A 26008-nucleotide genomic window follows, 5' to 3' on the forward strand; every position below is an offset into this window, starting at 1 on the left:
CTCCGTAGTCGCCTTAGGTGGATGCTCAACGTTTCATGGCGTTGTAAAGAAGTCTGGCGAGCGCAGCACGCTAACTCAGCCAGTCAGGAACATCTACCGATGCAAATGAATTTTCACATGTGCGAAGTGCAACGCCGCATGAAACGCGCCTTACCGCGATGAAGGATGGACGCGTGATCCGCGCATGAAGATCTTGAACTCCATGCGCTCCACCTTTGCTCGATCACACTGCCCTGTCGACGTGATTAACAGGCAGATGTGTGCACCGACGTTGGGCCAATCGCTGGCCACCACCGCTCGCCACCCACAGATCCACTGCCCAGCAGGGATTGTTGGTGGTGGAACCGAGCATAGCCCTTGCAGACTCGGACTCGTACAATGGCGGCTTGAAATGGGGTGATATTGGCCGATATCGCGGAACACCTTGCAATGTCTGAAGTTCTAATCGGCGTTGAAGGTTTTCCTCATACGATTCCTGTATTGTGCGATCGGCCCAAGCAGTGCGAAAAGAGCCGCGCCGAATGGGAAGGTGAGAGCTTGTGCAGCGCCGCATAAATCCCCATAATCGGCACTGTTCGATACCGCTTTCGATCCTCTTCCGCTTCATGTTCATCTCAACCCTCGGCCGTGCGTTGCGGCGTGTTGAGGATGCGTTGCAGCACTGATTCGTTACCTATGCACTGAGCGGGTCATGCGTCGAACAATGAGGGTTTCCATCAACCGGAGAAGGCCCCCTATGTCTACGACGACGAAAGACACCATCCAGCGTGTGAACTCGACACATATGTCCACGGCGATAAAAGGCGCCTTCGAGCGTTTGAACTGGGCTCAATTGTGCGACCAGATCGTTGTCTTTGTGTTCGCGTCGTCACTATATGCAGCAATCCTATACAACTTCGGCATCAGTGGTGGCGTGCTGGCAGGAATCTCCGCATTTGCCATTGTTGTATGCATAGTCATTTATGGCTATGTGTCCCATGCTCAATGGCGCACCACAATCGTCACGATACTATTTATCACGGTGGTACTGTTTGGCTTTGGTTATCTGCGGGAATTCAGCTACGACGGCTTGAATTACCACGTCGCGACACCCCTCATACTGGACAACAGTCTGAACGGCGTTACCAGTTCGCACGCACCTGGCGGTGTGTTCTGGGCGGCACACTATCCAAAAGCGTTCGAGTACTTTGCGTACACGGCCAAGGTTCTGACTTCGCACTTCAACAGTGGAAAGTCATTTACGCTGTTGCTTAGCGTTCCTGCAGCCCTTGCTCTGATGCGATTGTTCCAGTCAGCGGGGATATCTGCCAGAGCCGCGCTGATTGCGTCGGCCACCTGTGTTTACAATCCCGTAGCGTTCGGGCAGTTGACTACGTTTTATGTCGACGCGGCCCATTACTACTGCTGGACTATCTTTTCTGTCAATCTGCTCTTTGCGCTAAAGAGCAGGCCGTACTCCAGAGTTCAACTTGGAATCGCGCTCGTGCTTCTGATAGGGTCGAAGCTGACAGGACCAGTTTTCGCAGCCATCTCCGTTTTAGTATTTTTCACTGCGGCATTCCTGGGTGGAGAAAGAAGAGACTTCTTTCGGAAATACAAGGGTTTGATTGGACAATTGGCGATCTGGTCTTTCGTCGCCGTGGCAGTCATCGGCTATTCGCCATACGTAGAGAACGTCGTGGCCGGCAAGCACATTTTCTACCCCGTCCTTGGGAAGGATAAGGTCGATGTATTGGGAGGAAAGGCGTCAGCGCACTTTCTTGCAATGAACCCGCTGCACAGGCTTTTCCTGTCATATTTTTCGGTGCCCATGAATTGCAGCTCATGCACAAATGCGGAACCGACTTTTGTGCCGTCACCCGCACATATACTCGATGCGTTCGTGGCACTGCATACGGCTGACACGCGTTTCGCCGGGTTCGGTCCGTTCTTTGGGATTATGCTTATTGCATCCCTAGCTTCATTCTTCTGGAGAAGAAAAGACGCCGATGTTGTAAGGATATATCTGCTCGCAACGCTGGTGATTGTTTTGACGCATCCCCAATCGTGGTGGGCCCGCTACGTCCCAATGTTTTATGCAGTTCCATTTTTGGTTATCGCGGGATTCTCAGCGAATCGGAGACTATTTCACATAGTTGTTGCTTTTGGTATCGCGAACTCGGTTTTCGCCGCGGGTAGCGTTGCCGGGTATATCATCCTGAAGCAGATTCACTACAAAAACGCAGTGGCTTCGGTACGCACAATGTGCGAGCAACGTCCAATCGTGCTATCACCTTCAGAGATGAATTGGGAAGCTGACCTGCGTGACGACCGTCTCGTCGTTGCAATGAAAGGCAGCCCAGCAAACGCCGATTGCCCAGTGAATTTCGACCAGATGATGGTGATGAAGAAGTAGGCGTTTCTTTCTTTCACCTTGGGGGGCTCGACGAACGATTAACCCTCATGTACTCCCCATGTGAGTTCGGTGGGCGCACATTACGGCAGCTCGGCGGCAACCTCGCCCGTACCTGCCACCGAGACCGAGTGCAATGCATCGTGCCAACCGGCATCGTGCTGCGAAACAGCCAATGGAGCGCAAGATCGCGGGTTTCGAAAGGAGGCGGTGAAAAAGGGGACCAAAAACGAGCACTCTCTCCCGCCTAACCGTATGCATTGCGGCTGCGCGTCGTCACGACGAGGTCATCCGTAGGGCGTACAGCTTCGCCGAGCCAGGTCCGTTCAACCTGACTTCCGACTCTTGCTCTTGACCGGGCGATCTGGTCTGCTCGCGGAGGAGGAGGCAGACCATGTCAGTCTGGAAGTACGGACGCTCACATGCCTAGTTGTCGGGGTGGCTGGAGGTGAAGCTCGTGAATGCGCTGTAAGGTGCGCTGATCGGAGTACCGTTCACCATAATGCCGTAGGTGTCGTTCCCACTATCCAGTACGTAGTACATCACCGACTGAATGTTGTGCGTCTTTCTTGCCTGATAGAACTGACCCAATTGCGAGGCAATGTAACTAGCTCGGTAGGTCTCGGCCTGGCTCGGGCCTGTATTCCATTCGGAAATGATAAAAGGCACACCGTATCGGGCCTTGCAGTACGTCGGCAAGTCAAACGTAGGACCTTGACCGTCGGTTCCGATGCTGAAAATGTCGCCGTATGCATCGTAATTGTGCCAGGTCGTAATGTCCCAGCGCAGTTTTTGATGGCCGCCAGTGCCGTCGGGTTGCATACCTTCCCAGAGCGCGTCGGCCGCGCCAATGTCCGCAACGCAAAAATTGACACCACATTTCGCCGAAGGCTGGACCGATTTCACGCCATCAATCATGCCACGCATGGAGCCGCGCATGACCGGCCAGTTGGCATTGTTGAAATCCATTGCCAGGCTGCCCGCGTACGAGAAGTTCATCACCGTGGCGTTTTGCCGCGTCAATTCGTTGCCGCACTCATACATGGTTACGCCATATGGCGCCAAGGCAGTCGCGATCGTATGGGCACCCGCATAACAGGTCTGGTAAGCCTGCACCTCATTGGCAAAGACATGGCCGCTGGAGTCGTAAACACCCCCTTCGATCAGCACAAGAAGTGACAGTCCGGCCGACTGGAACGCTTTTGCAATGTTGACCACGGGATTGAGCTGACTCGGGTCGCTCGTACAACCTACGCGATAGGTCGTGCATCCCATTGCCTTCATGATCGACACGAGTTGCGCAGGCGTGTACGTGTAGTCGTAGTGCCCGTTCATCCCGTAGAAGTTACCCGCTGCAGGCGCGACCGCGATGCGTGGATCACTGCAGGCCAGCCATTGGGCCGCGAAATTTCGTGGGTCGGCGTTGACGTAGAATTGGCCACCTGTGCCACAAGCCCAGATCTTGCCGCCATACCAGAGAACGAGCGACACGCCATAGGTGTTGCCCACAGGGGCGCCATTCATGTGAATGGAGCCATTGACGAGCGTCCACACCCCACCTACCTTGTCTATGATGTACGGCGACGCGGGAAGCGTCGTGCCGTCTGCGGAGGTGCCACCCATGCGCGGATCGTTACACATGGTCCAGGTGGAACCGTTCCATCCGTAGTACTGGCCGCCCGTACCGGCGCAATAGATGGCACCGTTGCAGTAGAGCAGCAGGGTAACGTTATACGTATTGCCTGCCTTTGCTCCGTTCACGTAAACCGAACCGTTCGCCAGTGTCCACACGGCACCCGTGCTGTCTGTAATCGAAGCAGCGGAAGGCACCGTTGTACCGCTCGCGGAGGCGCTGGCAGCGTGTGCCGTTGCCTGCGCGTCGGCGCCACCTGATGCGCTGCCGCTAGTGCCTTCGGAGCCTCCGCCGCAGGCGCTCAAAATGTAGCTGCCACCGAGAGCAGCCATACCACCAAGGAATTGACGTCGTTTTAGCATGGCAAATATCGCCCCTGTCGAAAAACATCGACGCAAAAAATCTAATAGAAGGATTGGCGGAAATCTCGAACAGGAGGTGCCGCACCGGATAAATACCGGTTTAGTTCGCACTCCTATTTTATTTAACTATTTTGCCAGCGTGTTTAGCGCTCAAAGCGAAAAAGGTTACGATTTCCGCCTAAGTAATTTTCGTCTCAAACAGCCGTGGAGTTTGTGAACAATTCCGATATACAACCGGACGGCGGACCGACACGCGCAAGGCTTGGTATCGCGGGAATAAACGCGCCTGGTTGTGTAGCGAGGGAACGTCACCCAGGTGTCACTTGGCAACTCATTCTGTAGATTGTTCCTGCTGTTTTTTGACGGGGCAAATAGTACCACTCTCGCTCCAGATTTGTAGACACCTATTCGTCTGACAGGTGAATAGCACGATCATTCTGCGAGATGCGGGACTGGAGGAAATTTCTCGCGAGGGGGCGAGGAACGAAATTCTCTTGTCACAACGACGGCCCCTATTTGCTAACTGCCCGAACAGGCTCTGCGCCTACCGCCGAAATGGCGACACACCGGGGCTCGGCAGGATCTGTCCGACACCAATTCAGTGAGATCCGCAGCATCAGCCGGCGTGCCGCGAGTGCCGACGAATTCACAAGATACGAGCATGTTTTTTCCCCTCCGACCCTTATCGTGCCAAAAACTATCGTATCGGTTATTCAATTTTTACGCAGCGATTTAAGGGTTCGAGCCCTTAAATCGCTGCCATTGCCAATGTGACGGATCTGTTTGGACGATTATTTGGCTGAACCAACCCGGCGGGGCGGGGACTTCTGGCCTTCGCGGGGATCCGAATTTTCTCCCTTATATCTAAGTCAATCCAATCGAGTTTAACCTTGAAGGATGTGCAGAATTGGTTTCGATTAGACGCTGGAATCCCGTCGGTTCGGCTGTTGAAACCGTTTTAGGAATTACTATTCCTCATTTATCATCCCGGATTGACTAATGAGGCTGGGGACCGTAAATCTTTTGCAATCCACGTCTTTGCCATGCAACCGACACCTATTACATGAGCGCGGCTTTTTCTCGCGACGCCAGCGCTTCAGTGCTCGCCGTTATTGTGGGCGGACCCTGAACTCGCCGGGATGGATGACGCCCTGCAGGCCTGGACGTACAAGCACTCAGTCGTGGTCGCCTTTGCGCTCGGCGCCGGCGATGTCGAATAGCTTGGCAAGTCCGGGACGACGAAGACGTATATCGATTGCCTGTGCAAGCGCCGCAGTCCAACGCGCCGCCATATGCGTCGTGTCTATGAGGCGTGCCATGTGGCTATGGGCTATATCAACGACTAACGTTCAACCGTACGGTATGCCCGCCCTCCCGATTCCCGCTAGCCTTGGCGCGCTCAATACCGATCTACGCGACGCCGTCAAGCTGGTGCGGGCACTTCGTGGCCGTCGTGCAGTCGCTCCGTCGCCATGTACGGCCCGACCGTCGGCGACGAAGCATTTCGGAATCTGTCGCGCGAATGAGGCAGCGCCGAAGACGATCTGAAGCGTGCGCGACAGTGGCCGAAGACAGTTTCTCCTGTCGCACGGGGCGCGTGATACCGGCGGCGCCAACTGGATGCCAGCAGGCGGCCGTTCGCTCAGCAGGTGTGCGTTCGACAGCCCATCGCAACATCTGGCGCGTTCGACGAGATCGGTCGCACCATCGAGAACCTGCTCGCGCAGTGCTACCGCCTGGAGACCGCGCTGCGCGTGCCGATTGTCACTTCGCGCTTTCGTCCGCCGGTACCTGGTCCGCAGACTGTGCGCGGGTGCAGTTCCTCGGCGCCGTGGACATGCTCGTCGAACCAGGACTGTCACGTTCCGAGCATCCACGTCAGTTCATGGCATGGCTGTGCGTGATGCTCTCCGAACACTCTTCCGGCAATAAGCGCCGTCAGGGCAGCAATACCAGGCACGGGAACCGGCGGCGAGAACGCCGCTCATCGGAGCGGCCTAAAGTTATCGACATTCCGCCCGTGTCGGCCTCGATCCGGCGTAGATATGCAGGCCTCTCCAGGCCCATCATCGGGAGTCGGGAACGGTGCCCGACCGCCTTCGAGTTCTCGCGAGCGAATGGGCTTCATGGCCCCTTGCGCTGAGGGCCCGGCTGCCGCGCATCTCCGCCCACGGCTTCTCATGGATGGCTACGGCGTAGGCCGCCGAGGCGTGCGCGATGAGGCTGAGCGGCACGCGCGCATCCGTGCGATTCACGTAGCTTTCGCGGCACGTATGGGCTGTCTTGCTCCATATCGAACTCTGCGAGAAGGCATGCATGTCGGGCGCAAACCGGTTGCTCGTCTCATGCGCCTGGCGGGCCTATGCGACGTGAGCCGGCGGCGCTGGATCAGCAACACACGGCGCATCCCGACGCACGGTCCGCGCGGTTTAGGCGGCCTGCCTGGACACACCAAGCTTTCAATTTGCCTCAACCTTCGACATCCTTCCTGAGTTCAATCGAGGCAGATTTCCTTCACTCTATGGTCCATTTTGACGGCTCAGCGCTTGAACGCGGCAGACCAGTACTCCCACGTTCAACGTTTTCGGCCAATATCACGCAAGTTTATGCCGCGTCGCGCAAGTGCGCGGCGCTCCCGTAGACACTAAGCTATTCTGACGTCGTACGAATAACATTCATCTAACGGCTATATGGCAGCGACGGATGAGAAAACGCATGTTTTCCGAGTATCCTTAGGTATCTATCATCAATCTGTCGATCAGACATCGTTTTTGATGTCGATGGAGGCGTTTGACAGCGCGCAGACGGTGTGCGGTTACGGACATCTATTGGATTCTTTAAATACGCCCGCTCCGCACCCCATCTGCAGCGGACTCACTTACCCGAATCGTCCTACAACCGTCTCTACAAGGTATAGGCAAGTTAGCAGGGCAGGGAGATAGGCCCGACCATCAATTAGTTGGAGAAGCAAATGGATATCGATTCCCACGCCTTGCCAAATGCTGAACCGAGCCTTCACAAAAAGCTGCTAGCGAAGCGCGTTACCCTCAGGAACTTTAGCTACGTAGTCGACCGACTGTCCTTTCACAGGCTTGATAGGCTAGCCGACAAGCATCTGCGCGTAAGAGGCCATAAGATGGCTGTCTTCGCAAATGAACATATCGGTGGGTTTATCCATGTTTTCGGGGTTTTTGAACAAGAGGAGCTTGACGTACTGTTCAATTTTCTCGAACCCTTGCGCGATGTTTTTCGTGCAGGCATGGCCTTAGACATCGGCGCCAATATCGGCAATCACAGCCTCTACTTTGCTAAAATATTTAACGCGGTGCAATCCTTTGAACCAGATCCATCGACTTTCTACTTGCTCAAGTTCAATTCGAGTTTTCGGAAGAACATTACAGCATACAATATTGGTCTCGGAGATAGTAAAGGAACATTCAAGCTGTCAGAGGCACTCAAGAACATGGGGGCCTCAGTAATTGTCACGGATCAGGTTCGAGCCGAAGCCGGTGTGGATTGCGTCGATGTGCAGGTTGAAAGGCTTGATGATCTTGACTATCGCGACGAAGGCCCTTGTTTTATCAAAATGGATGTTGAAGGTTTCGAGCCCAAGGTACTCCAGGGCGGCTTACGAACGATAACGAAATACTGGCCACTTATAGTATTGGAGCAGCACGAGAGTGACTTTACGGACGGCAATTCCAAATCTATCTCGATATTAAAGGACTTAGGGTACAAATTTTGTTGGCATCAGAGCGGAGTAAGCTCACGAAACACCTTGATTCGTCACCTTTTCAACATCAAAGAGATGTTTATTGGGCGTACGCACAAAGTCGTTACCGCCGAGATCGTTCCAGCGGGAAATTATGCAATGCTTATAGCGGTACCTCCTCGCTTCCGAAATCTTCTCCACGTTTGAGGCGGCGCATATAGCACCAGCCAGAAAGCTAGGGCAGAATCTGGAGTTGCTCGCGCAACTCAGGACACTCCGACATCGTTGGGGTTGAAGCCGCCGCAGGGAGGCTTTCTTGCAAACGCAGTTCTGTTCATGGGGTTAGATAAATATGAGGATGCATTCGCGCGGGGCCGGTACTCCCGCCGGGCGCTGCCCAATGCGCCTCCGGCCCGAGAACAAGGATATCAACTGCTCAACGCTTGTAGCTGGGTTGGTTTCGATCCCGCACTGGCCCCTCTTTTTTAGTTTGCGGGCACAATCTCTGATCGTTGATTTGAATCCGCGTGTCAATATGGATCGGCGTACAGCCACGGCTTCGAGAGCCCGAGCGCTGGGCCGATTTTGAATTTTCCCCGGTTCGACGGACGGATTTGTAGTCAGCGAGTTGATGTGACGTTAAGCGTTGAGTCGGGGGTTGTCCACCGGCGGGCGGCGGGTCGCCTCTCACGACCATGACGCTGCCCGCTGGTGGACAACCCGCACGGCGACACGGCTTGCCTTCGAGCGCTGACATGCTCGAATTCGAGCGGCGAACGGTAACCGATGCTGTTGTGCAGGCGGCGTACGTTGCCGCTCGCTCGAATAGACGGGCATTCGACGGTGACTGCGCAGCGCGGTGACGCGCTCTTGCGTCCAGAAGTTGCATGTCCAGTTCGCATTCCGATTGAGCATGCCGGCAATCACCAGATCCGGGCAGATGCGAGCCAGGAGGCGAACTACATCGATCGCTTCAGGGGATGTCTGGGTGGCGCATTGGCCGCGACGTCGGCGTGGTACGCGGATCTCGGTATGGACGCCACCCGTCCAGTGGACGACGAGCACGATCTCGCTGGTTGCGTCATCGAGATCAACCACAACCTCGTGGCGCAAAGCGCGCACGATGCGCTTCTTCAGGCGGGCGTCAGCCTGCGGCCATATCAACTCGAGCCCTGCGGCAAGCTCGTTGAAATCGTCGGGTTGAACAGGTGGTATCTGGCCAGATATGTGCGAGCGCTGGTCAATACGCGACTCGAGTTCTTCCACACGCAGCAGTGCATCATTCCATCGGCGTTCCAGCTCGTCGACGAGGAACTGGTTCTCCGGATCCCCAGTGTCATACTGCTTCTGCGCACCGTGTGCGGTATAACGGGGCGCCTGCAGGTCACGCTGCAATGCGGTCAATGATTCGTCATGCTTATGGGTTTGTTCTTCACGAGCCCCATAGCTGCCTCAATTGCTGCAGGTTTGACTAGCCGCAAGACGGCCTGGGCGATTGCCGCATCCACGCGCGTGCCACTGAATGCGATGCAACGGGGCAGTCCCTTGTCCCGCCACCCGGTCTTCACGCGGATCGCGAGCCCGAGGCATCGCAAGACTGTTCGCCCGTTATGCTGCATTGCTCGATCTCGCTGAACTGGCGAGGCGTGACGGCAAATCATCCGAGGTAGTCGTGCGCGGACTGAGCGATACGCGCGGGCCAATGAACGAATGCCTGCCGATCAGCCCAAGCGGGCAAGCATCACGCTAAATGGGCCGGGCGTTCACCAGCACGTCGTTTCATCGAGAGGCCGCAAGGCCACGCAGCCGACGACGGCTTGATCGTCCTAAGCGAGCAGCACGCGGCCTCGGGGCGCGGCGAATTTGCCGGGCAAGTCGGCCAGTTCGGAGTCGAAGTTCCGGAAGCTGAGATCGATACCCAGAGTCTCGGCGTATTCGCGGAAGATGGTCCGGACCGCTTCAAGCTGTTCCGGGAACCGGGCGGTTTCGCTGTGGATCATGCACACGTCTCCGGCAACTGTTTCGATGCGGCAGCAGCGTGCTGCGCGTTGACTTCGAGCAGTTTAGCGGAACGCGTGCGGCCCGACATCGCCGCCGGCTCGATCTCATTGCTGCGCTTCGAGCACCACGGGAAAGCGGATTTCGAACGTGGTCCCCACACCTTCGCGGGACACGAAATGAATCTGCCCATCCAACAAACGGCACAACTCCCTGACGATCGCGAGACCGAGACCCGCGCCCGGCACATCCTCGCCCGCGGCGCGCTCGAATTCGTCGAACACCCGGTCCGCGTCCGCGTCCGCGATGCCCACACCGGTGTCCGACACGCGTAACGACCAGTGCCCGGCGCCCGCCATCGCGAAGTGAAGTTCGACTTGTCCCGACTTCGTGTACTTGCTCGCGTTGGACAACAGATTGACCGCGATCTGTTTCAGCTTGAGGCGATTGGACGTGAGCGCCTGCAGTGCCGGATCGTACGACGCCTGCAATGTCAGCCCTTTGGCTTCGATCAGCGGACGCGAGGACGCGACGAGTTCGTCATAGAGCTCGCGCGGGTCCACCTGTTCAAGCGCGAGCGGCGCGCCATCGCCGAGCATGACCGCGTACTCGACCATCTGGTCGACGAGCTGTTTCATATCGGCGGCTTGCCGGTTCGCCAGCGCCAACGCGGTATCCGCTTTCGACGGCGCGCGCGCGATCAGTTGCAGCGCGATCGAAAACGCGTTCAGAAAATTGCGCAGGTCGTGCACCACGCTGCGCGTGATCTGCATCCGCGATTCGTAGAGGTCGCTCACCAGCCGTTGCTTCAAGGTCAGTTCGTGATTCGCGCGTTCGAGTCTGCCGGTGTACTCGTCGATCTTGCGGTCACGTTCACTCACCACTTCCTTGATCGACGTGTACGACACCATGCTGAACGCTTCGGCGATCAACCGCCGCGCGCGGCTCTCGTGACGGCGCGTGAAGGTGCTGTCTTGCGCGGCGAATTCTTCGAGCGCATCGGCGAGCACCTGACGAAACAGATCGAGTTCGTGCACCAGTTCCTCGATGCGGTAGCCCTGACGCCAACGCACTTTGCCGTGTTTTTTCGCGTTGCGCTCGATCGACGGTTCGACACGTTCGAGATCTTCGCTCTCGAGCGCCGCGCAAAGACCGTCCAGTAGTTCCGGCAGATGATCGACGAGTTGCTGGTAAGTGAGCTTGTCGGCTTCGACGAGATCGACATCGCACGCAACGGCATTCATCCATTGCTCGGTGAACCGGGTTCGCTCCGCGCGGATGAAGTCGGAGAAATGGCGCAGCGGGCTCTGGCGTGTGTCGGTCATGATGGGGTAGGTATGAAGTTTCTACAACATGCGTGTGCTCGAACCCACCAGACAGGCGGCACATGAATATCTTCTGCCTGTGCTTCGGTGAAAACCTGCGTTGGCCGGAATGAATCAGAGGCCCGGCTAGCGGGCGTTTCGCTGCTGCACGTCGGAGCGCGCGCGCCGCCGCAGCCGAAAGTCCGCTTCATTATCGCCGCAATTGCCGCGCAAGGAACACTTGTTGCGGCATCGCCGTTAGATGTCCTCGAAGCATTGACGCGGCGGTCCCTTATGCATTCGATCCTGTTGGTGGATGACGAGCCGGGCATCCTGGCGGCGTGGCGCCTCATTCTCGAAGGCGAGGGCTATGCAGTGGGTTGCGCAAGCAATGGTGCCGAGGCGATCGCGCGCACTGCATCTCACCTTCCCGACCTGATTATCACCGACTGGATGATGCCGGTCATGGACGGCGCCGAGCTATGCCGCCGTTTGAAAGCGATGCCGCTGCTTGCCGGGGTGCCCGTTCTGATCCATTCCGCCGTACCGCCGCCTGACGGCGAAGCGAAGAACTGGACTGCCTGTCTGCGCAAGCCGGCACGCACGGCGCTGTTCCTGACGACGGTCGCGCAACTCTGCAAGCACAGACGTTGACGCGCCGATCACGCGGCGGATGCCCGCCGCAACGATGCATGAGCACATTTCAGTCCCGTGAGTTAGCCGCCTTCACGAAGTCGACGAACGCGCGCAACGGCGCGGGCAAGTGACGGCGGCCGGGATAGTAGAGGAACGGCCCCGAAAAGCATTGCCACCACGGTTCGAGAATGGGTTCCAGCGCGCCGCTGTCGAGATGCGGGCGAAGCATGTCTTCGAACAGATGAATGACGCCCACGCCCGCGAGCGCGCAACTGACCGCGAGATCGATTGCGGCGCCGGGGCGCACGAGCAGCGGCCCCGACGGATTCAACTGCAGCACCTCGCCATCGCGTTCGAAGTACCAGGTCGGCGTCGCGCCGCCGGCGAATTGACCGCGCAGGCAGGCGTGAGCCAGCAGTTCGCGCGGATGCCCGGGGCGGCCGTGCACGTCGAGATAGGCGGCGGACGCGGCCGTCGCGAAGCGCTGCACGCGCGGCCCGATCGGGATCGCTATCATGTCCTGGTCCAGGCGCTCGTCATAGCGAATGCCGGCGTCGCAGCCAATCGACAGCACATCGACGAAGCCGTCCTCGACCACCACTTCGATGCGTATGTCCGGATACAGCTTCAGAAATGGCGCGACGACGCCGGGCAATACAATGCGCGCCGCGCTCGACGGCACGTTCAGCTTGAGCGTGCCGGTCGGCTTGTCCCTGAAGCCGTTGAGCACGTCCAGCGCCGCCTCCATCTCGCCAAAGAGCGGTGTGAGTTTTTCGAGCAGACGCAGCCCGGCTTCGGTCGGGGCGACGCTGCGCGTGGTGCGGTTCAGCAGCCGCAGACCGAGCTTCGTCTCCAGCCGCTGCACGGCAATGCTGAGGCTCGACGCGGACACGCCGCTGATGCGCGCAGCGTCGCGAAAGCCGCCCGCGCGGGCGACTGAGACGAAGGCGGCGAGGTCGTTCAATTCCATCGGGAGATGACGCGGGAAATAGCGCGGGGGAAAAGGCGATTGTTGAAATTTTTAAACGACCCGTACACGTTAGACCCGTTTATTTAACAATGCAATCGCGGCGATACTGCGGTTCATCCACTTAGCGAGGAGCGCGTCATGTCGAATTTCACTGTCACCGATACTTTTCCGCTGGCCGGGCGCACGGTGCGCCGCATGGGCTACGGCGCGATGCAGCTCGCCGGGCCAGGCGTGTTCGGGCCGCCGAAGGACCGCGAGGCCGCGCTCGCGGTACTGCGCGAAGCGGTGGCCTCGGGTGTCAATCACATCGATACGAGCGATTTTTACGGCCCGCACATTACCAATCAGTTGATCCGCGAAGCGCTGCATCCTTATCCGGAGGACCTCGTGGTCGTCACGAAGGTCGGCGCGACACGCGGCGGCGACGGCGCGTGGTTGCCCGCGTTCGAACCCGCGGATATCGAGCGCGGCGTGCACGACAATTTGCGTAACCTCGGCCTCGACGTGCTGGAGGTCGTCAATATGCGGATCATGGGCAGCGTGCATGCGCCTTCGGAAGGTTCGATCGAAAAGCAGGTTGCGGCGCTTGCCGAACTTCAGCAGCGTGGACTCGTGCGGCACATCGGCCTGAGCAACGTGACGGCCACACAGATCGCCGGGGCGCGGCGCATCGCGGAGATCGTCTGCGTGCAGAACCACTACAACCTGGTCCATCGCGACGACGACGCGTTGATCGATGATCTGGGCGGCAAGGGCATCGCCTATGTGCCGTTCTTCCCGCTCGGCGGTTTTACGCCGCTCCAGTCGGCGGCGCTGTCGGGCATCGCGCAGACCCTCGGCGTGACGCCAATGCAGGTGGCTTTGGCCTGGCTGTTATATCGGTCAACTAACATTCTGCTGATTCCGGGTACGTCGTCGACAGGGCATTTGCGTGAAAACCTGCAAGCGGGGCGCCTGAAATTGAGCGGTGAGGTACTCGACGAACTGAACGCGATCGGCAAGCCCGGCGGCGCCTGACGCGCGCGGGGGCGTGGTTGCCGGCGCTCGCCCCGCGTCACACCGACTTCGCGATGAACTCCCGCAGCCATTGATGCGCCGGGTCGCGATGCGAGCGCTCATGCCAGAGCATCGCCATCTCGTAGCCCGGCACCTGCACGGGCGGTTCCACTACCCGCAGCGCGCCGGCGCCGCGCGCGAGCCGTTCGGGCAGCATGCCCACAAGGTCGGTGCTCACCAGCACCGACAGCATGAACAGGAAGTGCGGTACGGAAAGCGCCACCTTGCGCGTGAGCCCCGCGCTCGCGAGTACGGTGTCCGTGACACCGACAAATCCGCCGCCCGCCGGCGACACGATCACATGTTCGAGCTTGCAGAATTGCGCGAGCGACGGCCGGCGCTTCAGGCGCGGATGACCCGCGCGGGCCGCCAGAACATAGCGCTCCGCGAACAGCACCCGCCGGCGCAATCCTTCGGGGGCGCCTTCGCTGGTGTGGAATGCCAGATCGATCTCGCCCTGTTCCGCTTGCCGCGCAATGCGCTGCGGCGCCGCTTCGACAACGGCCAGACGCGTGCCCGGCGCTGTCGCGCGCAAGCCTGCCAGCGCGGGCAGGATGATCGTCGACTCCGCGTAGTCGCTCGCGGCGACCCGCCACGTGTGAGCCGCCGCCGCCGGATCGAAGGGGCGCGCCGGGGCCACCGCGCGTTCGAGCGTTTCGAGCGCCTCGCGCAGCGGCTCGCGCAACGCCTCGGCTCGCGCGGTGGGCCGCATCCCGCGCGGGCCGGGCAGCAGCAGCGGATCGCCGAGCGCGTCCCGCAGTTTGGCCAAATGCACGCTGACCGACGGCTGCGAGAAGTTCAACCGTTCGGCGGCGCGGGTCACGTTGTGCTCCGACAGCAGTACGTCGAGCGTGACCAGCAGGTTCAGGTCGAGGCTTCTGAGATTAACCAATGCAATACCTCACATATTGGAAATTCATTTCCAATATACCTGAGCGAAGCCTATCGTCGTGTCATTCAATCACCAAGGAAGGCACGGTCATGAAAGTTCTGCTTGTTTATGCGCACCCCGAACCGAAGTCGTTGAACGGCTCGCTCAAGGACTTCGCGGTCAAACGTCTCGAAGAAGCCGGACACGTGGTGCAGCTTTCCGACCTGTACGCGATGAACTGGAAAGCCTCGCTCGATGCGAACGACAGTCTCGACAGACAAGCCAGCGAGCGTTTCTATCCGTCGCGCGAATCGAAGCATGCATTCGAGAACGGTCTGCAAAGCGAAGACATCAGGCGCGAGCAGGACAAGCTCATCTGGGCGGACGCAGTGATCCTGCAATTTCCGCTGTGGTGGTTCTCGATGCCGGCCATTCTAAAGGGCTGGGTGGAGCGCGTGTATGCGTACGGCTTCGCGTACGGCGTCGGCGAGCACTCCGATGCGCGCTGGGGCGAGCGCTACGGCGAGGGCAAGTTCACCGGCAAGCGCGCGATGCTGATCGTCACGACCGGCGGCTGGGAGTCGCACTACAGTCCGCGTGGCATCAACGGCCCGATGGACGACGTGCTGTTTCCGATCCAGCACGGCATTCTGTACTACCCCGGCTTCGACGTGCTGCCGCCGTTCGTCGTGTACCGCACGAGCCGGATCGACGACGCGAACTATGGCGAAGCTCGCGACGCGCTGGGCCAACGGCTCGACGATCTGTGGAAGACACAACCGATACCGTTCCGGCAGCAGAACGGCGGGGCGTACGCGATTCCGGAACTGACCTTGCGGGCCGATCTTGCACCGGAGCGGGTGGGCTTCGCCGCGCACGTCGAATAGGCGGCGCGCGCGAGATTGGCCTTGCCCGGCACGCATCGGCCGCGTGTCGAGGCGCGCACGTTCGCACCATGACACGCGTCACCCGTTGCCGCTTCCCGCTGACGGGACCGTATGTTTCGCTGAAATTTGGTTGTAAGTCGCCATTGCTACAGTCGTCCCGACGTTTGCCGACGTTTGCCGGACAGTGTTCTTCGGACACCTGGACAGAGGGGGGCGACACACCATGAATCCAGTTCGTGCGTTCTGGCTGATTCTGATGCTGCTCGTCACGTCTCCCGCATGGGCATTTCAATCGCGCGTGGTCAGCATTCCGAGCGCGGCGATGCATCAGTCGTTCGACGCGACGGTCGTGCTGCCCGATCAATATACGTATGGCAAGGGTGCTGAGCGTTACCCGGTCGTCTACCTGTTGCACGGTTCGGGCGGCGACTACACCGACTGGATCACGAATTCGCACATCGGCAAGCTGGCCGACCGCTATCACGTGATCCTCGTGATGCCCGACGGCGGCCGCGAGAGCTGGTACATCGACAGCCCGGTCGATCCGCGCAGCCGCTACGAGACCTACGTGGGCACCGAAGTGGTAGCCTACATCGATCAACACTTCCGCACGATTGCGGCGAAACAGGCGCGCGCGATTACCGGCCTGAGCATGGGCGGCTTCGGCGCGCTGCACATCGCGCTGGACCGGCCGGATCAGTTTGGCGCGGCGGGCAGCATCAGCGGCGCGGTGGACCCGCGCGGCTGCGAGAACGAGCCCGGCATCGATCAGGTGTTCGGCGACCCGGACCGCGACGCCGGGTTCTGGAACAGCGAGGCGATCGTCGAAAACGCGCGCAGTCTTGGCGACGCGCATCTCGCGCTGACGATCGACTGCGGCGTGAACGACTCGCTGGTGCAGTCGAACCGCACGCTGCACGAGCGGCTCGTCGAACTCGGCGTGCCGCACGACTACGCCGAGCGGCCCGGCGGCCACACCTGGAAGTACTGGGCCAACGCGGTGCAATACCAGGTGCTGTTCTTCGCCGGCGCGTTCAGGCACGCGCACGTGGCGAGCAACATGGCCAGCGGCATGACGGGCGCCGCGAGCTGAATCCGCCGCGCGCGGGCGCCGCTCAGTCGATGCCGTGAAACACCGCGTCGTCCGGGCCGAGATAGGCGGGCGGGCGCCATGCGGCATCGCGCATCGAATGCTGGACCAGCTTTTCGACACCCAGCAGCACCGCGAAAATCGCCATGCGCACCGGAATGCCGTTGTCGGTCTGGCGGAAGATCGCCAGCCGCGCATCGTGATTCAGGTCCACGCTCAGATCGTTCGCGCCCGGCCGGCTGTCGCGCGGCAGCGGGTGCATGATCAGCGTGTCGGCGCCGCACACGCTGTCCACCAGCGCCTGATTGATCTGGAAGTCCGGCGTATAGCCTTCGAACGACTCGTCGGTGAAGCGCTCTTTCTGGATGCGCGTCGCGTACACCACGTCGGCGCCGCGCAGCCCGCTGGTCAGGTCGTGGGTCTGCTCGATCACATGGCCGTTGCGCGAAATCTGCTCGACGATGTAGCCCGGCATTTCGAGCATCGGCGGCGAGATCAGCGTGAACTTGATGCCGCGATACAGCGCCAGCAGCTTGACCAGCGAGTGCACGGTGCGCCCGTATTTCAGGTCGCCGACCAGCGCGATGTGCGCGCCGTCGACGATCTTGCCGAGCCGCGAGAATTCGCGCTGGATCGTGTACAGATCGAGCAGGGCCTGGCTCGGATGCTCGCCGGGACCGTCGCCGCCGTTGATCACGGGCACATTGGTCGCGCGCGCGAATTCGGCCACCGAGCCTTGCTCCGGATGGCGGATCACCAGCGCGTCCACGTAGCCGCTCATCACGCGGCTGGTGTCGTAGATCGACTCGCCCTTGGCCATCGACGAAAACGTGAAGCCGGTGGTGTCGCATACCGAGCCGCCCAGCCGGCAGAACGCCGCGCCGAAGCTCACGCGGGTGCGCGTGCTGGCCTCGAAGAACAGATTGCCGAGCACCGCGCCTTCGAGCACGCGGGAGATTTTGCGGCGCCGGGCGATCGGCTGCATGATGTCGGCCACCCGGAACAACGCCTCCACCGAGTCGCGCGAGAACTGATCCACCGACAACAACTGTGGTTTGCCTTCGAACAGCATCTGGCTCGCAAGCGACTGCGAATCTACGCTCTGCGTATATTTTTCGGCGGGGTCGCCGTGTACGACGATCTCCGACACGAAGCGCTCGACGATCTCCGGCATGGCCCGCGATTCCTGCGAATCGTCCGGCAAAAGCCATGTGTCGAGCGCACGGCGCGACACGCCGATTCGGCTCGCGAAGATGTCCCGCGTCATGTTCAGGCGACGCATCGCATCGCGTAGGAAGGCTTGTTGCGGAACGCTCATGGAGTCACCTATCGGAGATGGAGTGGGCGAAAATGTACGCGGTGCGTATATTAGTGTGCCCGGCGCAGAAGTCAAGCGCTTTTAGCGAAGTGCTTGGCCAGCGGGCACGGGGCCCGGCGCCACTGCGCCGCATGCACTCCGGCCCCCTTCCGACTTCGTCCGTCGCTCCGCGCTCGTCGCGCCTGCGCAAGCGTCGCGCCGGCGCGACGGCGCGCGCGGACCGCTTCGTCGCGCTGTATCGCGTGCTGGCCGACGGAGCGATTCGCCGAGGGGCGACACATTTTTCACTCACTCACTCACTCACGCCGCTGATCCAGGCGGCGTTCGAGGAACCGAACCCGGGGCCGGTGAGGGCGCTGCTCGCCGCACAGAGACAGATTCGTGACGAACTGCGCATGCCGATGATGCGCGCGAGCCACACGCTAGCCGTGCGGCTCAAGATGCTCGGCGGGCTCGACGAAATTGCGCAGGATACCGAACGATCGGCTCGAGCGGACCACCGCACAGCTTGCGCAGCTGGAATGACGGCGGCGCCTGCGGGACGCTGCTGATGCACCGCACGCGGCACGTCCGCGTGCCGCTCCGTATTTGAGATGGAGCGTCGCGCAACCGGGCGATAATCGACGCCCTTTGTCCTTGATCCGCCGCCGGACCATGCCCGGTCGATGCCGTATGCAGTCAGTCCCGTTCACCGATCTCCCGTCCCGTTTCTCCTCGCATCGCGTCGCGCATGCGTTCACCGCGTCCATGCCGCCATGCGCGCGGCGGATCGCGCTTGCAGGCCTTCGCACAGCGGGCACGGCGCGCGCGGGGAGCCGTTAATGACTTCCGTGTTCCGCGCCGGCAACTGGCTTTCCAGTGGCTCGGTCCGTTTCGTCACGCGTCGCACGGCGCTGTCGATCGCGCTCGGCGCCGCTGGCGGCGCGGCGCTGCTGGCGCTCGCCGGGGGCGTTGCGATCGGCATGCATTGGCCCGCGCATGAAGCGCCTGGCGCGCACGGCGACCAGCGCATCGAACACGATTACGCAATCGATCAACTCGGCAAACTGAGCGCGTCGGTCGCGCAGATCGAGCCGCGCATCGCGCGGCTGACCGCGCAAGTCGACACGTTGCGGGATTTCGAAGCGCGCCTGAATACGCCGCGGCCGGCGCCGCGCGCATCGGCTGCGCCGGGTGCACCGGTTACGACGGGGCCGGCGTCCGAAGCCGACCTGTCCGCCACCGACGGCGCAGGCGGTCCCGCGTTGCCGCCCCGGCGCTGCAGCGAGCTGGCGCCGCCCACGCGCGGCCCCGCCGATGCCGCGCACACGCGCGAGCAACTCGATTGCATCGCCGCGACGCTGTCCGCACTGGAGCAGCAGACCGCCGATCACACGCTCGCGTACGCCGCTTTTCCCGGCCGCATGCCCGTCGACGGCGCGCGCTTCGGCTCGCCGTTCGGCAATCGCAGCGATCCGTTCACGCATCGTTTGAGTTTTCACCCGGGCATCGATCTGGTCGCCCGGAGCGGCACGCCGATTCTGGCGGCGGCGGGCGGCCGCGTGGTGTTCGCCGGCGAGAAGGCGGGCTACGGGAACGCGGTCGAGATCGATCACGGCAACGGGCTCACGACCCGCTACGGTCACGCGTCGCGGATCGTCACGCATGTCGGCGAGCTGGTGCTGCCGCGTCAATATATTGCCGATGTCGGCTCGACCGGCCGCTCGACGGGCCCGCATCTGCATTTCGAAGTGCTCGTCAACGGCGCACCGGTCAATCCCGCCGACTACCTCGCGCTGTTCGCGCCGCCGCGTCATGGCTAAGTGGCGCATCGGCCGGCGCATCGATCGCCGGGCAGGCCGCGTCGCGCAGGCTCTCAGCCGGCGCGACTATACGTTGCAGCCTGCGCGGCGATTGGCCTGGCGAATCATCTTGTGGTCCGGCGCGTGCCTGCTCAGCGCCGTGCTCGGCGCGGCGGCCCTGACCGGCTGGCACGCGTCGCGCGGCGGCGCGGCGGTGACGGCATGCGCGGCTGAATCCGTCGACGTCGGCGGTCAGCAGACGGAACTGGCCCGTGCGCGGCTGGCGCTGGCGGAGGAGTCGGCCGCGCGCGCGGCGGTGCAGAAGGCGGCGGACAGCGCCGCCGCCGAGGTCGCCCGGCTCAGTGCGGAATTGCAGTTTTTGCGCGGTCAGAGCACCGCGCGGCGCGACACGCCGCGACGTTGAGCGGGCGCGGCGGCGGGGCGATCGGGACGAGCCGCCTCGACAAGCCACCGCCACATCCCCCCGTGCGGTCGGCCCAGCGCCGTCCCGCGAAGATACTTTTTATTTTCAGGAACCCGTTATGTTCAGCAGGAAAAAAACCATGGGCATCGAACAGACCAGGCTCGCGACCCTGATCGCCGAGGACGTGCGCATCACCGGCGATCTTCAGTTCAGCGAGGGCCTGCGCATGGACGGCCAGGTGAAGGGCAACGTCAGCGGCACGCCGGGCAGCCAGGCGCTGCTGGTGCTGAGCGATCGCGGCTCCATCGAGGGCAACGTGCATGGCTACGACGTGGTGGTCAACGGCAAGATCGTCGGCGATCTGATTGCCGATCACTTCGTCGAGTTGCAGGGCAACGCGCATGTGGTCGGCAACATCTACTACCACCAGCTGAGGATGGATTGCGGCGCGTCGGTCGACGGCAAACTCACGCGGCGTGAAGCGGCGCAGGTCGTGCAGGCCGCGCCGCCGCTTCTGGTCACGGTGGACGAATCCTTACGCGGCGAACATTACGAACATAACGAACGTACGGCCGGTTAGCCCAGGCTGCGTACCGCAATAATGCTGCAAGCAAGCAAGCAAGCAAGCAAGCAAGCAAGCAAGCAAGCAAGCAAGCAAGCATGCTCACGCGGCCATCATGCGCCCCCTCAGCAGCGCGCCGAAGTCGTCAGCGCTGACGGGCTTGCCGAGCAGGAAGCCTTGCATCTCGTCGCAGCTCATCGAGCGTAACAGGCCGAGTTGCGACTCGGTTTCGACGCCCTCGGCCACCACGTCCATTTCCAGCGAGTGCGCGAGCGCGATGATGGCGGACACGATCGCGCTGCCTTGCGCGCCGTGCTCGTCGAGTCCGTTGGTGAAGAAGCGGTCGATCTTCAATTGCTTCACGCGAAAACGCTGCAGATAAGCGAGGCTCGAATAGCCGGTGCCGAAATCGTCGATCGCGATCTCGAAGCCGCTCGCCTGAAACGCATGGATCGTCTCGACGGTTTTCTGCGCGTCCTGCATCGCCACGGTTTCGGTGATCTCGAACATGATCTGTTCGCACGCAACGCCTTCGGCCCTGACGATCTCCAGCATGTTCGCGACGAGGTCGGGCTGCAGAAGTTGACGCGGCGACAGGTTGATCGCCACCTTCATGGCGGGCAGCCCCTGTTCGATCCAGCCGCGAATCCGCCGGCAGGTCTCGCGCGTGACCCAGTAGCCGATCTCCACGATCTGGCCGGAGCGTTCGGCGATCGGAATGAACTCGACCGGCGTCAAGGTGCCCAGTTGCGGGTGACGCAGACGGATCAGCGCTTCGGCGCCCGCAAGCGAGTCGTTGCCACCATGAAACTTCGGCTGGAACTCCAGCGAAAAAAGGCCCGCGGCAAGGCCGGCGTGCAACGCGCTCTGAATCTGCAGCGTGCGCGTGGCGGCCTCGTTCATGCTGCGCTCGAAGAAGCGGTAGGTGCTGCGACCCGCGCGCTTGGCTTCGTACATGGCCGCGTCCGCGTGCTTGAGCAGCGTTTCCACGGTGTCGCCGTCGTGCGGATAAAGCGCGATGCCGATGCTCGGCATGACCTGCAGCGGCTGCGAATCGGCCCACATGCCGCGGCGCATCCGTTCGAGCACGGCTTCGGCCAGCGCGGCCGCGTCTTCGCGCGAGCCGAGATTTTCCGCCAGCACCACGAATTCGTCGCCGCCCAACCGCGCGACGGTGTCGGTGGCGCGCACGCAGTGCTGCAGGCGCTGCGCGAACGCGGACAGCACGGCGTCGCCGGCCGAGTGGCCGAGCGAATCGTTGATGGTCTTGAAGCCGTCGAGGTCCATGAAGAGGATAGCGAACGGCGTCTGCTGACGGCGCGAGCCGTTGATCGCGCGTTCGATGCGCTCCGTCAGCGTGCTGCGATTCGGCAGTCCGGTCAGCGTGTCGAGCCGCACGATCTGTCCGTTCAGCCGCGACACCGCGCCGGTGAGCAAACTGGTGCGCGCGTCGAAGCGCGACAGCATCAGCGTGAGGATCAGGATCGCGAACGTGAGCAGGATCAGCGAGGTCGCGAGCCATGCGGAGTTCACGCCTTTGGCCGCGCCGCAGATGGCGCCCGGAGCGAAGCCGGCCGCGGCCATGCCCGCGTAGTGCATGCCGCTGATCGCGGTGCCCATCACCAGCGCCGCGGCGAAACGCTTGCGCACCACGTGCCGCTGTTCGTCGTTACTGAGCGCCTGCGCCATCCACAGCGCGGCGCTCGACGCGCCGATCGCAATCACCAGCGAGCCTGCGAACCACGCCGGCTGATAGTGGATCGCGGGCGTCATCTGCAGCGCCGCCATGCCGGTGTAGTGCATGCCGGCGATGCCGAAGCCCATCAGCACGCCGCCTGCCAGCAGGCGGGCAGGTGTGAGCCGGGCCTGCGTCGTGACGGATAGCGCCAGATACGACACACCAATCGCGAGCCCGAGCGAGCAGGCAGTGGTCGCGAGGTCGTAGCCGAGCGGGATCGGCAGTGAAAATGCCAGCATCGCGATGAAGTGCATCGACCAGATGCCGACGCCGAGCGCGATTGCGCCGCCCAGGCGCCACGCGTGCCGCAGACGCGCCGACGCCAGCAGGAAAATGCGACCGGTCAGGTCGAGCGCCGTGTACGACGCCAGCGTGGCGACCACGAACGAAATCGCCACGAGCCAAAAGTTATAGGAACTCTGCATGTTAGGTCCAACCGCCGAAGGGGAAGCGGGTCAACATGTTATCGACCGTTTGTGGGTTTTATTTAGCCAATTCTCATATTGGGTCGATGGCTGGCTGGCCGCCTACGCGCATGTGTCCCTGCGCGCGCTTCGCGCCTCAGACGAGGTTGACCCCCTCGGCCGTCAATTGCCGCAACTGTTCGAGCAACTTCATCGCGGGACCCGGCAGGATGCCTTGCCGCCGCCGGAACGCCGTGAGCGTGCGCCGCCCGACTACGCCCGGCAAGCCGAGCGTATCGAACACGCCAGCCTTGCTCTCGGTGACATACATCGTCGACGCCATCCAGCTCAAAAAACCGGAACGCGCGACGAGGCTCTTCAACACGGTGATCGAGCGCGTCTCGACGACCACGTTCGGCAGGCCCAGGCCCTGGTTCGCGAAGACGCGCTGCATGTGCTCGAACGGTCCGGTGCCGCGCGGCGGAATCGCCCAACGCTCGTCCAGCGTGTCGGCGAGCGTGAGGTTGGGCTTGCGCCGCAGCGGATGATCGGGCGCCGCGACCACGTAGCTTGCGTCTTCCCAGCGGCAATCGGCGATGGCCGTGATTTCCCCGGTGTCGGGCACGGCCATGCTGAGCGCGAGATCGATCTCGCGCTTGACGAGCGCATCGGCGAGCCGGTCCCACACGCCTTCGATAATCTGCACGCGCAGATTCGGCCACTTGCCGAGCACGCCGCTCACCGCGAGCGGCAGCACGAGGCTCGCGATACTGCCTACCGCGCCCACGCGGATCGTGCCGCGCGCGAGTCCGCGCAACGCGTCGATTTCCTCGCGCGCCTGTTCGGCTTCGCGCTGCAGGAGAATGGCGTGCGGGAGCAGCGCTTCGCCGACCGCGGTCAGGTGCATGCCGCGCGAGTGGCGCTCGAAAAGCGGTGTGCCGACCTGTTCCTCGAGACGCCGGATGGTCCGGCTCAACGCCGGCTGGGTGATGTGCAGGACTTGCGCCGCGCGTCCGAGACTGCCGCTCTCGACGATCGTCGCAAAGGCCTGAAGTTGCTGGAGGTTGTAAGTCATGCCAAAAGGTAATGCCTTTTAGCGATTTAGGCAATTTCCGGTGAGCCAGGCTGCCGCGATAATGACCGTTCGATTTTTCGCGCTCACCAGACAGGAGGCCTTGCATGACAGGCAGCGCGCCGCACCGGAATCACGGCCAGGCAAACCCACCGGGCGCGGGCCGCGGCCGCCCATGGACCGTACGCGACGCGGTCATCGACTTCGCGCGTCGGGTCGGCATGACGTCGATCTTCGCGAATCCCGGTTCGACCGAGTTGCCGATGTTCCGCGATTTCCCCGCTGATTTCCGCTACGTGCTGGGTCTGCAGGAGGCCGTGGTGGTCGGCATGGCCGACGGCTACGCGCAGGCCACCGGCAACGCGGCGCTGGTCAACCTGCACTCGGCGGCGGGCGTCGGCAACGCGATGGGCAATATCTTCACGGCGTTTCGCAACCGCACGCCGCTCGTGATCACCGCCGGCCAGCAGGCGCGCTCGATCCTGCCGTTCGATCCGTTTCTCGCCGCCACGCAGGCCACCGAGTTGCCGAAGCCCTACGTCAAATGGAGCATCGAACCGGCGCGCGCGCAGGACGTGCCGCTCGCGATAGCGCGTGCGTACGCGATCGCGATGCAGGAGCCGCGTGGTCCCGTGTTCGTGTCGATTCCCGCCGACGACTGGGAGCAGGCCGCCGAGCCCGTGCCGCTGCGCGATGTCGCGCACACGATGCGCCCCGAGCCCGCCATGCTCGAGCGCATCGGTGGGTTGCTCGACGCCTGCGAGCGGCCCGCGTTCGTGGTCGGCGGCGCGGTGGATCGCGCGGATGCGGCGGCGGACGTCGTACGGCTCGCGGAGCGCCATCACGCGCGCGTCTATGTCGCGCCGATGACGGGCCGCTGCAGCTTCCCCGAAAACCATCGCCTGTTTGCAGGCTTTCTGCCCGCTATGCGCGAGCGCATCGTCGAGTTGCTCGGCGGCCATGACGCGATCTTCGTGATCGGCGCGCCCGCGTTCACGTATCACGTTGAAGGCAACGGCCCGCACGTGCCGCCGGGGGCGCAGCTATGCCAGTTGATCGACGACCCGGCCGTAGCCGCGTGGACGCCGCAAGGCATGGCGGCAGTCGGCAACGTGCGGCTCGGCGTGCAGGATCTGCTCGCGCGCGCCGCGCCGAAAGCGCGCGACTTGCCCGCGCCGCGCGCCGTGCCGCCGCGCGCGCTGCCGCCGTCGGAAAGCGGCGCGCGCATGTCGGTCGCGTTCGCGTTGCAGACGCTCGCGCAAGTGCGCGATCCCGAAGGCATCGTCGTCGAGGAAGCGCCGAGCGCTCGGCCCGTGCTGCAAACTTACCTGCCCATCACGCGTGCCGGCGGCTTTTTCACGATGGACAGCGGCGGCCTCGGCTACGGAATGCCGGCGGCGGTCGGCGTGGCGCTGGCGCGGCCGGGCCAGCGAGTGATCGCGCTGATCGGCGACGGCTCCAGCATGTATTCGATCCAGGCGATCTGGAGCGCGGTGCAGATGCAGCTGCCAATTACATTCGTGATCCTGAACAATACGCGCTACGCCGCGTTGCAGGACTTCGCACCCGTCTTCGGGTTCGCGCCGGGCGAGACGGTGCAGGGCACGGACCTGCCGGGTCTCGACTTCGTGACGCTCGCGATGGGCATGGGTTGCCCCGGCGAGCGCGTGAGCGACGCGGCAAAACTCGCCGCTGTGTTGAGCAATGCGCTCGCGATGCACGGTCCGAAAAGCGGCCCGATGCTCGTCGAAGCGATGGTCGCGTAACGCGCACTTTCCACCACAACAAGGAGATAGAC

23 protein-coding genes are annotated in these 26008 nt (G+C 61.9%); 14 read left to right on the top strand and 9 right to left on the bottom strand.

Features of this window, described 5'->3' with window-relative positions:
• Positions 1–736: 736 nt before the first annotated feature.
• Positions 737–2395: a hypothetical protein gene (locus tag PQR02_RS05320; RefSeq protein WP_408226520.1), complete on the top strand. Its 1659-nt coding sequence runs from the start codon at positions 737–739 to the stop codon at positions 2393–2395.
• A 423-nt stretch (positions 2396–2818) separates the two neighbouring features.
• On the opposite strand, the gene PQR02_RS05325 is transcribed toward PQR02_RS05320, so the two are convergent.
• Positions 2819–4387 carry a hypothetical protein gene (locus PQR02_RS05325; protein ID WP_408226523.1) on the bottom strand — a complete coding sequence of 523 codons (1569 nt, stop codon included), beginning with the start codon at positions 4385–4387 and terminating at the stop codon, positions 2819–2821.
• Here PQR02_RS05325 and PQR02_RS05330 point away from each other — a divergent pair.
• From PQR02_RS05330 to PQR02_RS05345, 4 genes are all read left to right on the top strand, one after another.
• The gene (locus PQR02_RS05330; protein ID WP_408226526.1) at positions 4386–4604 is read left to right on the top strand and encodes a hypothetical protein; all 219 of its coding nucleotides are present in this window, start codon (positions 4386–4388) and stop codon (positions 4602–4604) included. The genes PQR02_RS05325 and PQR02_RS05330 overlap by 2 nt on opposite strands.
• Before the next feature lie 1620 nt (positions 4605–6224).
• Positions 6225–6530 (top strand): transposase, encoded by a 306-nt coding sequence (locus tag PQR02_RS05335; protein ID WP_408226529.1) that lies wholly within the window; start codon positions 6225–6227, stop codon positions 6528–6530.
• Positions 6531–6567: 37 nt separating this feature from the next.
• The gene (locus PQR02_RS05340; protein WP_408226532.1) at positions 6568–6879 is read left to right on the top strand and encodes an IS3 family transposase; all 312 of its coding nucleotides are present in this window, start codon (positions 6568–6570) and stop codon (positions 6877–6879) included.
• Positions 6880–7358: 479 nt separating this feature from the next.
• Entirely contained in the window at positions 7359–8306 is a 948-nt protein-coding gene (locus tag PQR02_RS05345) for an FkbM family methyltransferase (protein ID WP_408226535.1), read from the top strand.
• Between the two features lie 480 nt (positions 8307–8786).
• On the opposite strand, the gene PQR02_RS05350 is transcribed toward PQR02_RS05345, so the two are convergent.
• The 3 genes from PQR02_RS05350 to PQR02_RS05360 form a co-directional block, all read right to left on the bottom strand.
• A complete protein-coding gene (locus PQR02_RS05350; protein WP_408226538.1) occupies positions 8787–9503 on the bottom strand; it encodes a hypothetical protein in 717 nt (238 codons plus the stop codon).
• A gap of 422 nt (positions 9504–9925) precedes the next feature.
• Complete coding sequence (locus PQR02_RS05355) at positions 9926–10099, bottom strand: hypothetical protein (RefSeq protein WP_408226541.1); 174 nt, start codon at positions 10097–10099, stop codon at positions 9926–9928.
• A 105-nt stretch (positions 10100–10204) separates the two neighbouring features.
• On the bottom strand, positions 10205–11422 hold the full coding sequence (locus tag PQR02_RS05360; RefSeq protein ID WP_408226544.1) for a sensor histidine kinase: 1218 nt from the start codon (positions 11420–11422) through the stop codon (positions 10205–10207).
• A gap of 273 nt (positions 11423–11695) precedes the next feature.
• Here PQR02_RS05360 and PQR02_RS05365 point away from each other — a divergent pair, with 273 nt between their 5' ends.
• Entirely contained in the window at positions 11696–12055 is a 360-nt protein-coding gene (locus PQR02_RS05365) for a response regulator (protein WP_408226547.1), read from the top strand.
• 49 nt (positions 12056–12104) lie between these two features.
• Here the strand turns inward: PQR02_RS05365 and PQR02_RS05370 are convergent, their stop codons facing one another.
• Positions 12105–13007 carry a LysR family transcriptional regulator gene (locus PQR02_RS05370; protein WP_408226550.1) on the bottom strand — a complete coding sequence of 301 codons (903 nt, stop codon included), beginning with the start codon at positions 13005–13007 and terminating at the stop codon, positions 12105–12107.
• Positions 13008–13145: 138 nt separating this feature from the next.
• Between PQR02_RS05370 and PQR02_RS05375 the strand changes: the two genes are divergently transcribed.
• On the top strand, positions 13146–14024 hold the full coding sequence (locus PQR02_RS05375; RefSeq protein WP_408226553.1) for an aldo/keto reductase family oxidoreductase: 879 nt from the start codon (positions 13146–13148) through the stop codon (positions 14022–14024).
• 37 nt (positions 14025–14061) lie between these two features.
• On the opposite strand, the gene PQR02_RS05380 is transcribed toward PQR02_RS05375, so the two are convergent.
• Positions 14062–14955, bottom strand: coding sequence for a LysR family transcriptional regulator (locus tag PQR02_RS05380; protein WP_408226556.1), 894 nt, complete (start codon positions 14953–14955; stop codon positions 14062–14064).
• 89 nt (positions 14956–15044) lie between these two features.
• Between PQR02_RS05380 and PQR02_RS05385 the strand changes: the two genes are divergently transcribed.
• A complete protein-coding gene (locus tag PQR02_RS05385) occupies positions 15045–15821 on the top strand; it encodes an NAD(P)H-dependent oxidoreductase (protein ID WP_408226559.1) in 777 nt (258 codons plus the stop codon).
• Between the two features lie 223 nt (positions 15822–16044).
• A complete protein-coding gene (locus tag PQR02_RS05390; RefSeq protein WP_408226562.1) occupies positions 16045–16914 on the top strand; it encodes an alpha/beta hydrolase in 870 nt (289 codons plus the stop codon).
• 22 nt (positions 16915–16936) lie between these two features.
• Here PQR02_RS05390 and PQR02_RS05395 read toward each other — a convergent pair whose 3' ends face one another.
• On the bottom strand, positions 16937–18229 hold the full coding sequence (locus PQR02_RS05395; RefSeq protein ID WP_408226565.1) for an aspartate carbamoyltransferase: 1293 nt from the start codon (positions 18227–18229) through the stop codon (positions 16937–16939).
• A 131-nt stretch (positions 18230–18360) separates the two neighbouring features.
• Between PQR02_RS05395 and PQR02_RS05400 the strand changes: the two genes are divergently transcribed.
• The 4 genes from PQR02_RS05400 to PQR02_RS05415 all read left to right on the top strand — a co-directional run bounded on the left by PQR02_RS05400 (position 18361) and on the right by PQR02_RS05415 (position 21014).
• The gene (locus PQR02_RS05400) at positions 18361–18780 is read left to right on the top strand and encodes a beta/alpha barrel domain-containing protein (protein WP_408226568.1); all 420 of its coding nucleotides are present in this window, start codon (positions 18361–18363) and stop codon (positions 18778–18780) included.
• A 270-nt stretch (positions 18781–19050) separates the two neighbouring features.
• Positions 19051–20031, top strand: a complete 981-nt coding sequence (locus tag PQR02_RS05405; protein WP_408226571.1) for a M23 family metallopeptidase — start codon at positions 19051–19053, stop codon at positions 20029–20031.
• Positions 20024–20434, top strand: a complete 411-nt coding sequence (locus PQR02_RS05410; protein ID WP_408226574.1) for a hypothetical protein — start codon at positions 20024–20026, stop codon at positions 20432–20434. Before PQR02_RS05405 ends, PQR02_RS05410 begins: the two co-directional genes overlap by 8 nt.
• Before the next feature lie 118 nt (positions 20435–20552).
• Entirely contained in the window at positions 20553–21014 is a 462-nt protein-coding gene (locus tag PQR02_RS05415; RefSeq protein ID WP_408226577.1) for a bactofilin family protein, read from the top strand.
• Positions 21015–21098: 84 nt separating this feature from the next.
• On the opposite strand, the gene PQR02_RS05420 is transcribed toward PQR02_RS05415, so the two are convergent.
• Entirely contained in the window at positions 21099–23159 is a 2061-nt protein-coding gene (locus PQR02_RS05420; protein WP_408226580.1) for a putative bifunctional diguanylate cyclase/phosphodiesterase, read from the bottom strand.
• Between the two features lie 136 nt (positions 23160–23295).
• A complete protein-coding gene (locus tag PQR02_RS05425; RefSeq protein ID WP_408226583.1) occupies positions 23296–24213 on the bottom strand; it encodes a LysR family transcriptional regulator in 918 nt (305 codons plus the stop codon).
• Positions 24214–24317: 104 nt separating this feature from the next.
• Between PQR02_RS05425 and mdlC the strand changes: the two genes are divergently transcribed.
• The gene (gene mdlC / locus PQR02_RS05430) at positions 24318–25976 is read left to right on the top strand and encodes a benzoylformate decarboxylase (RefSeq protein WP_408226586.1); all 1659 of its coding nucleotides are present in this window, start codon (positions 24318–24320) and stop codon (positions 25974–25976) included.
• Positions 25977–26008: the final 32 nt, after the last annotated feature.

It is taken from the genome of Paraburkholderia sediminicola, assembly GCF_046026895.1.
GTDB lineage: Bacteria > Pseudomonadota > Gammaproteobacteria > Burkholderiales > Burkholderiaceae > Paraburkholderia > Paraburkholderia sediminicola_C.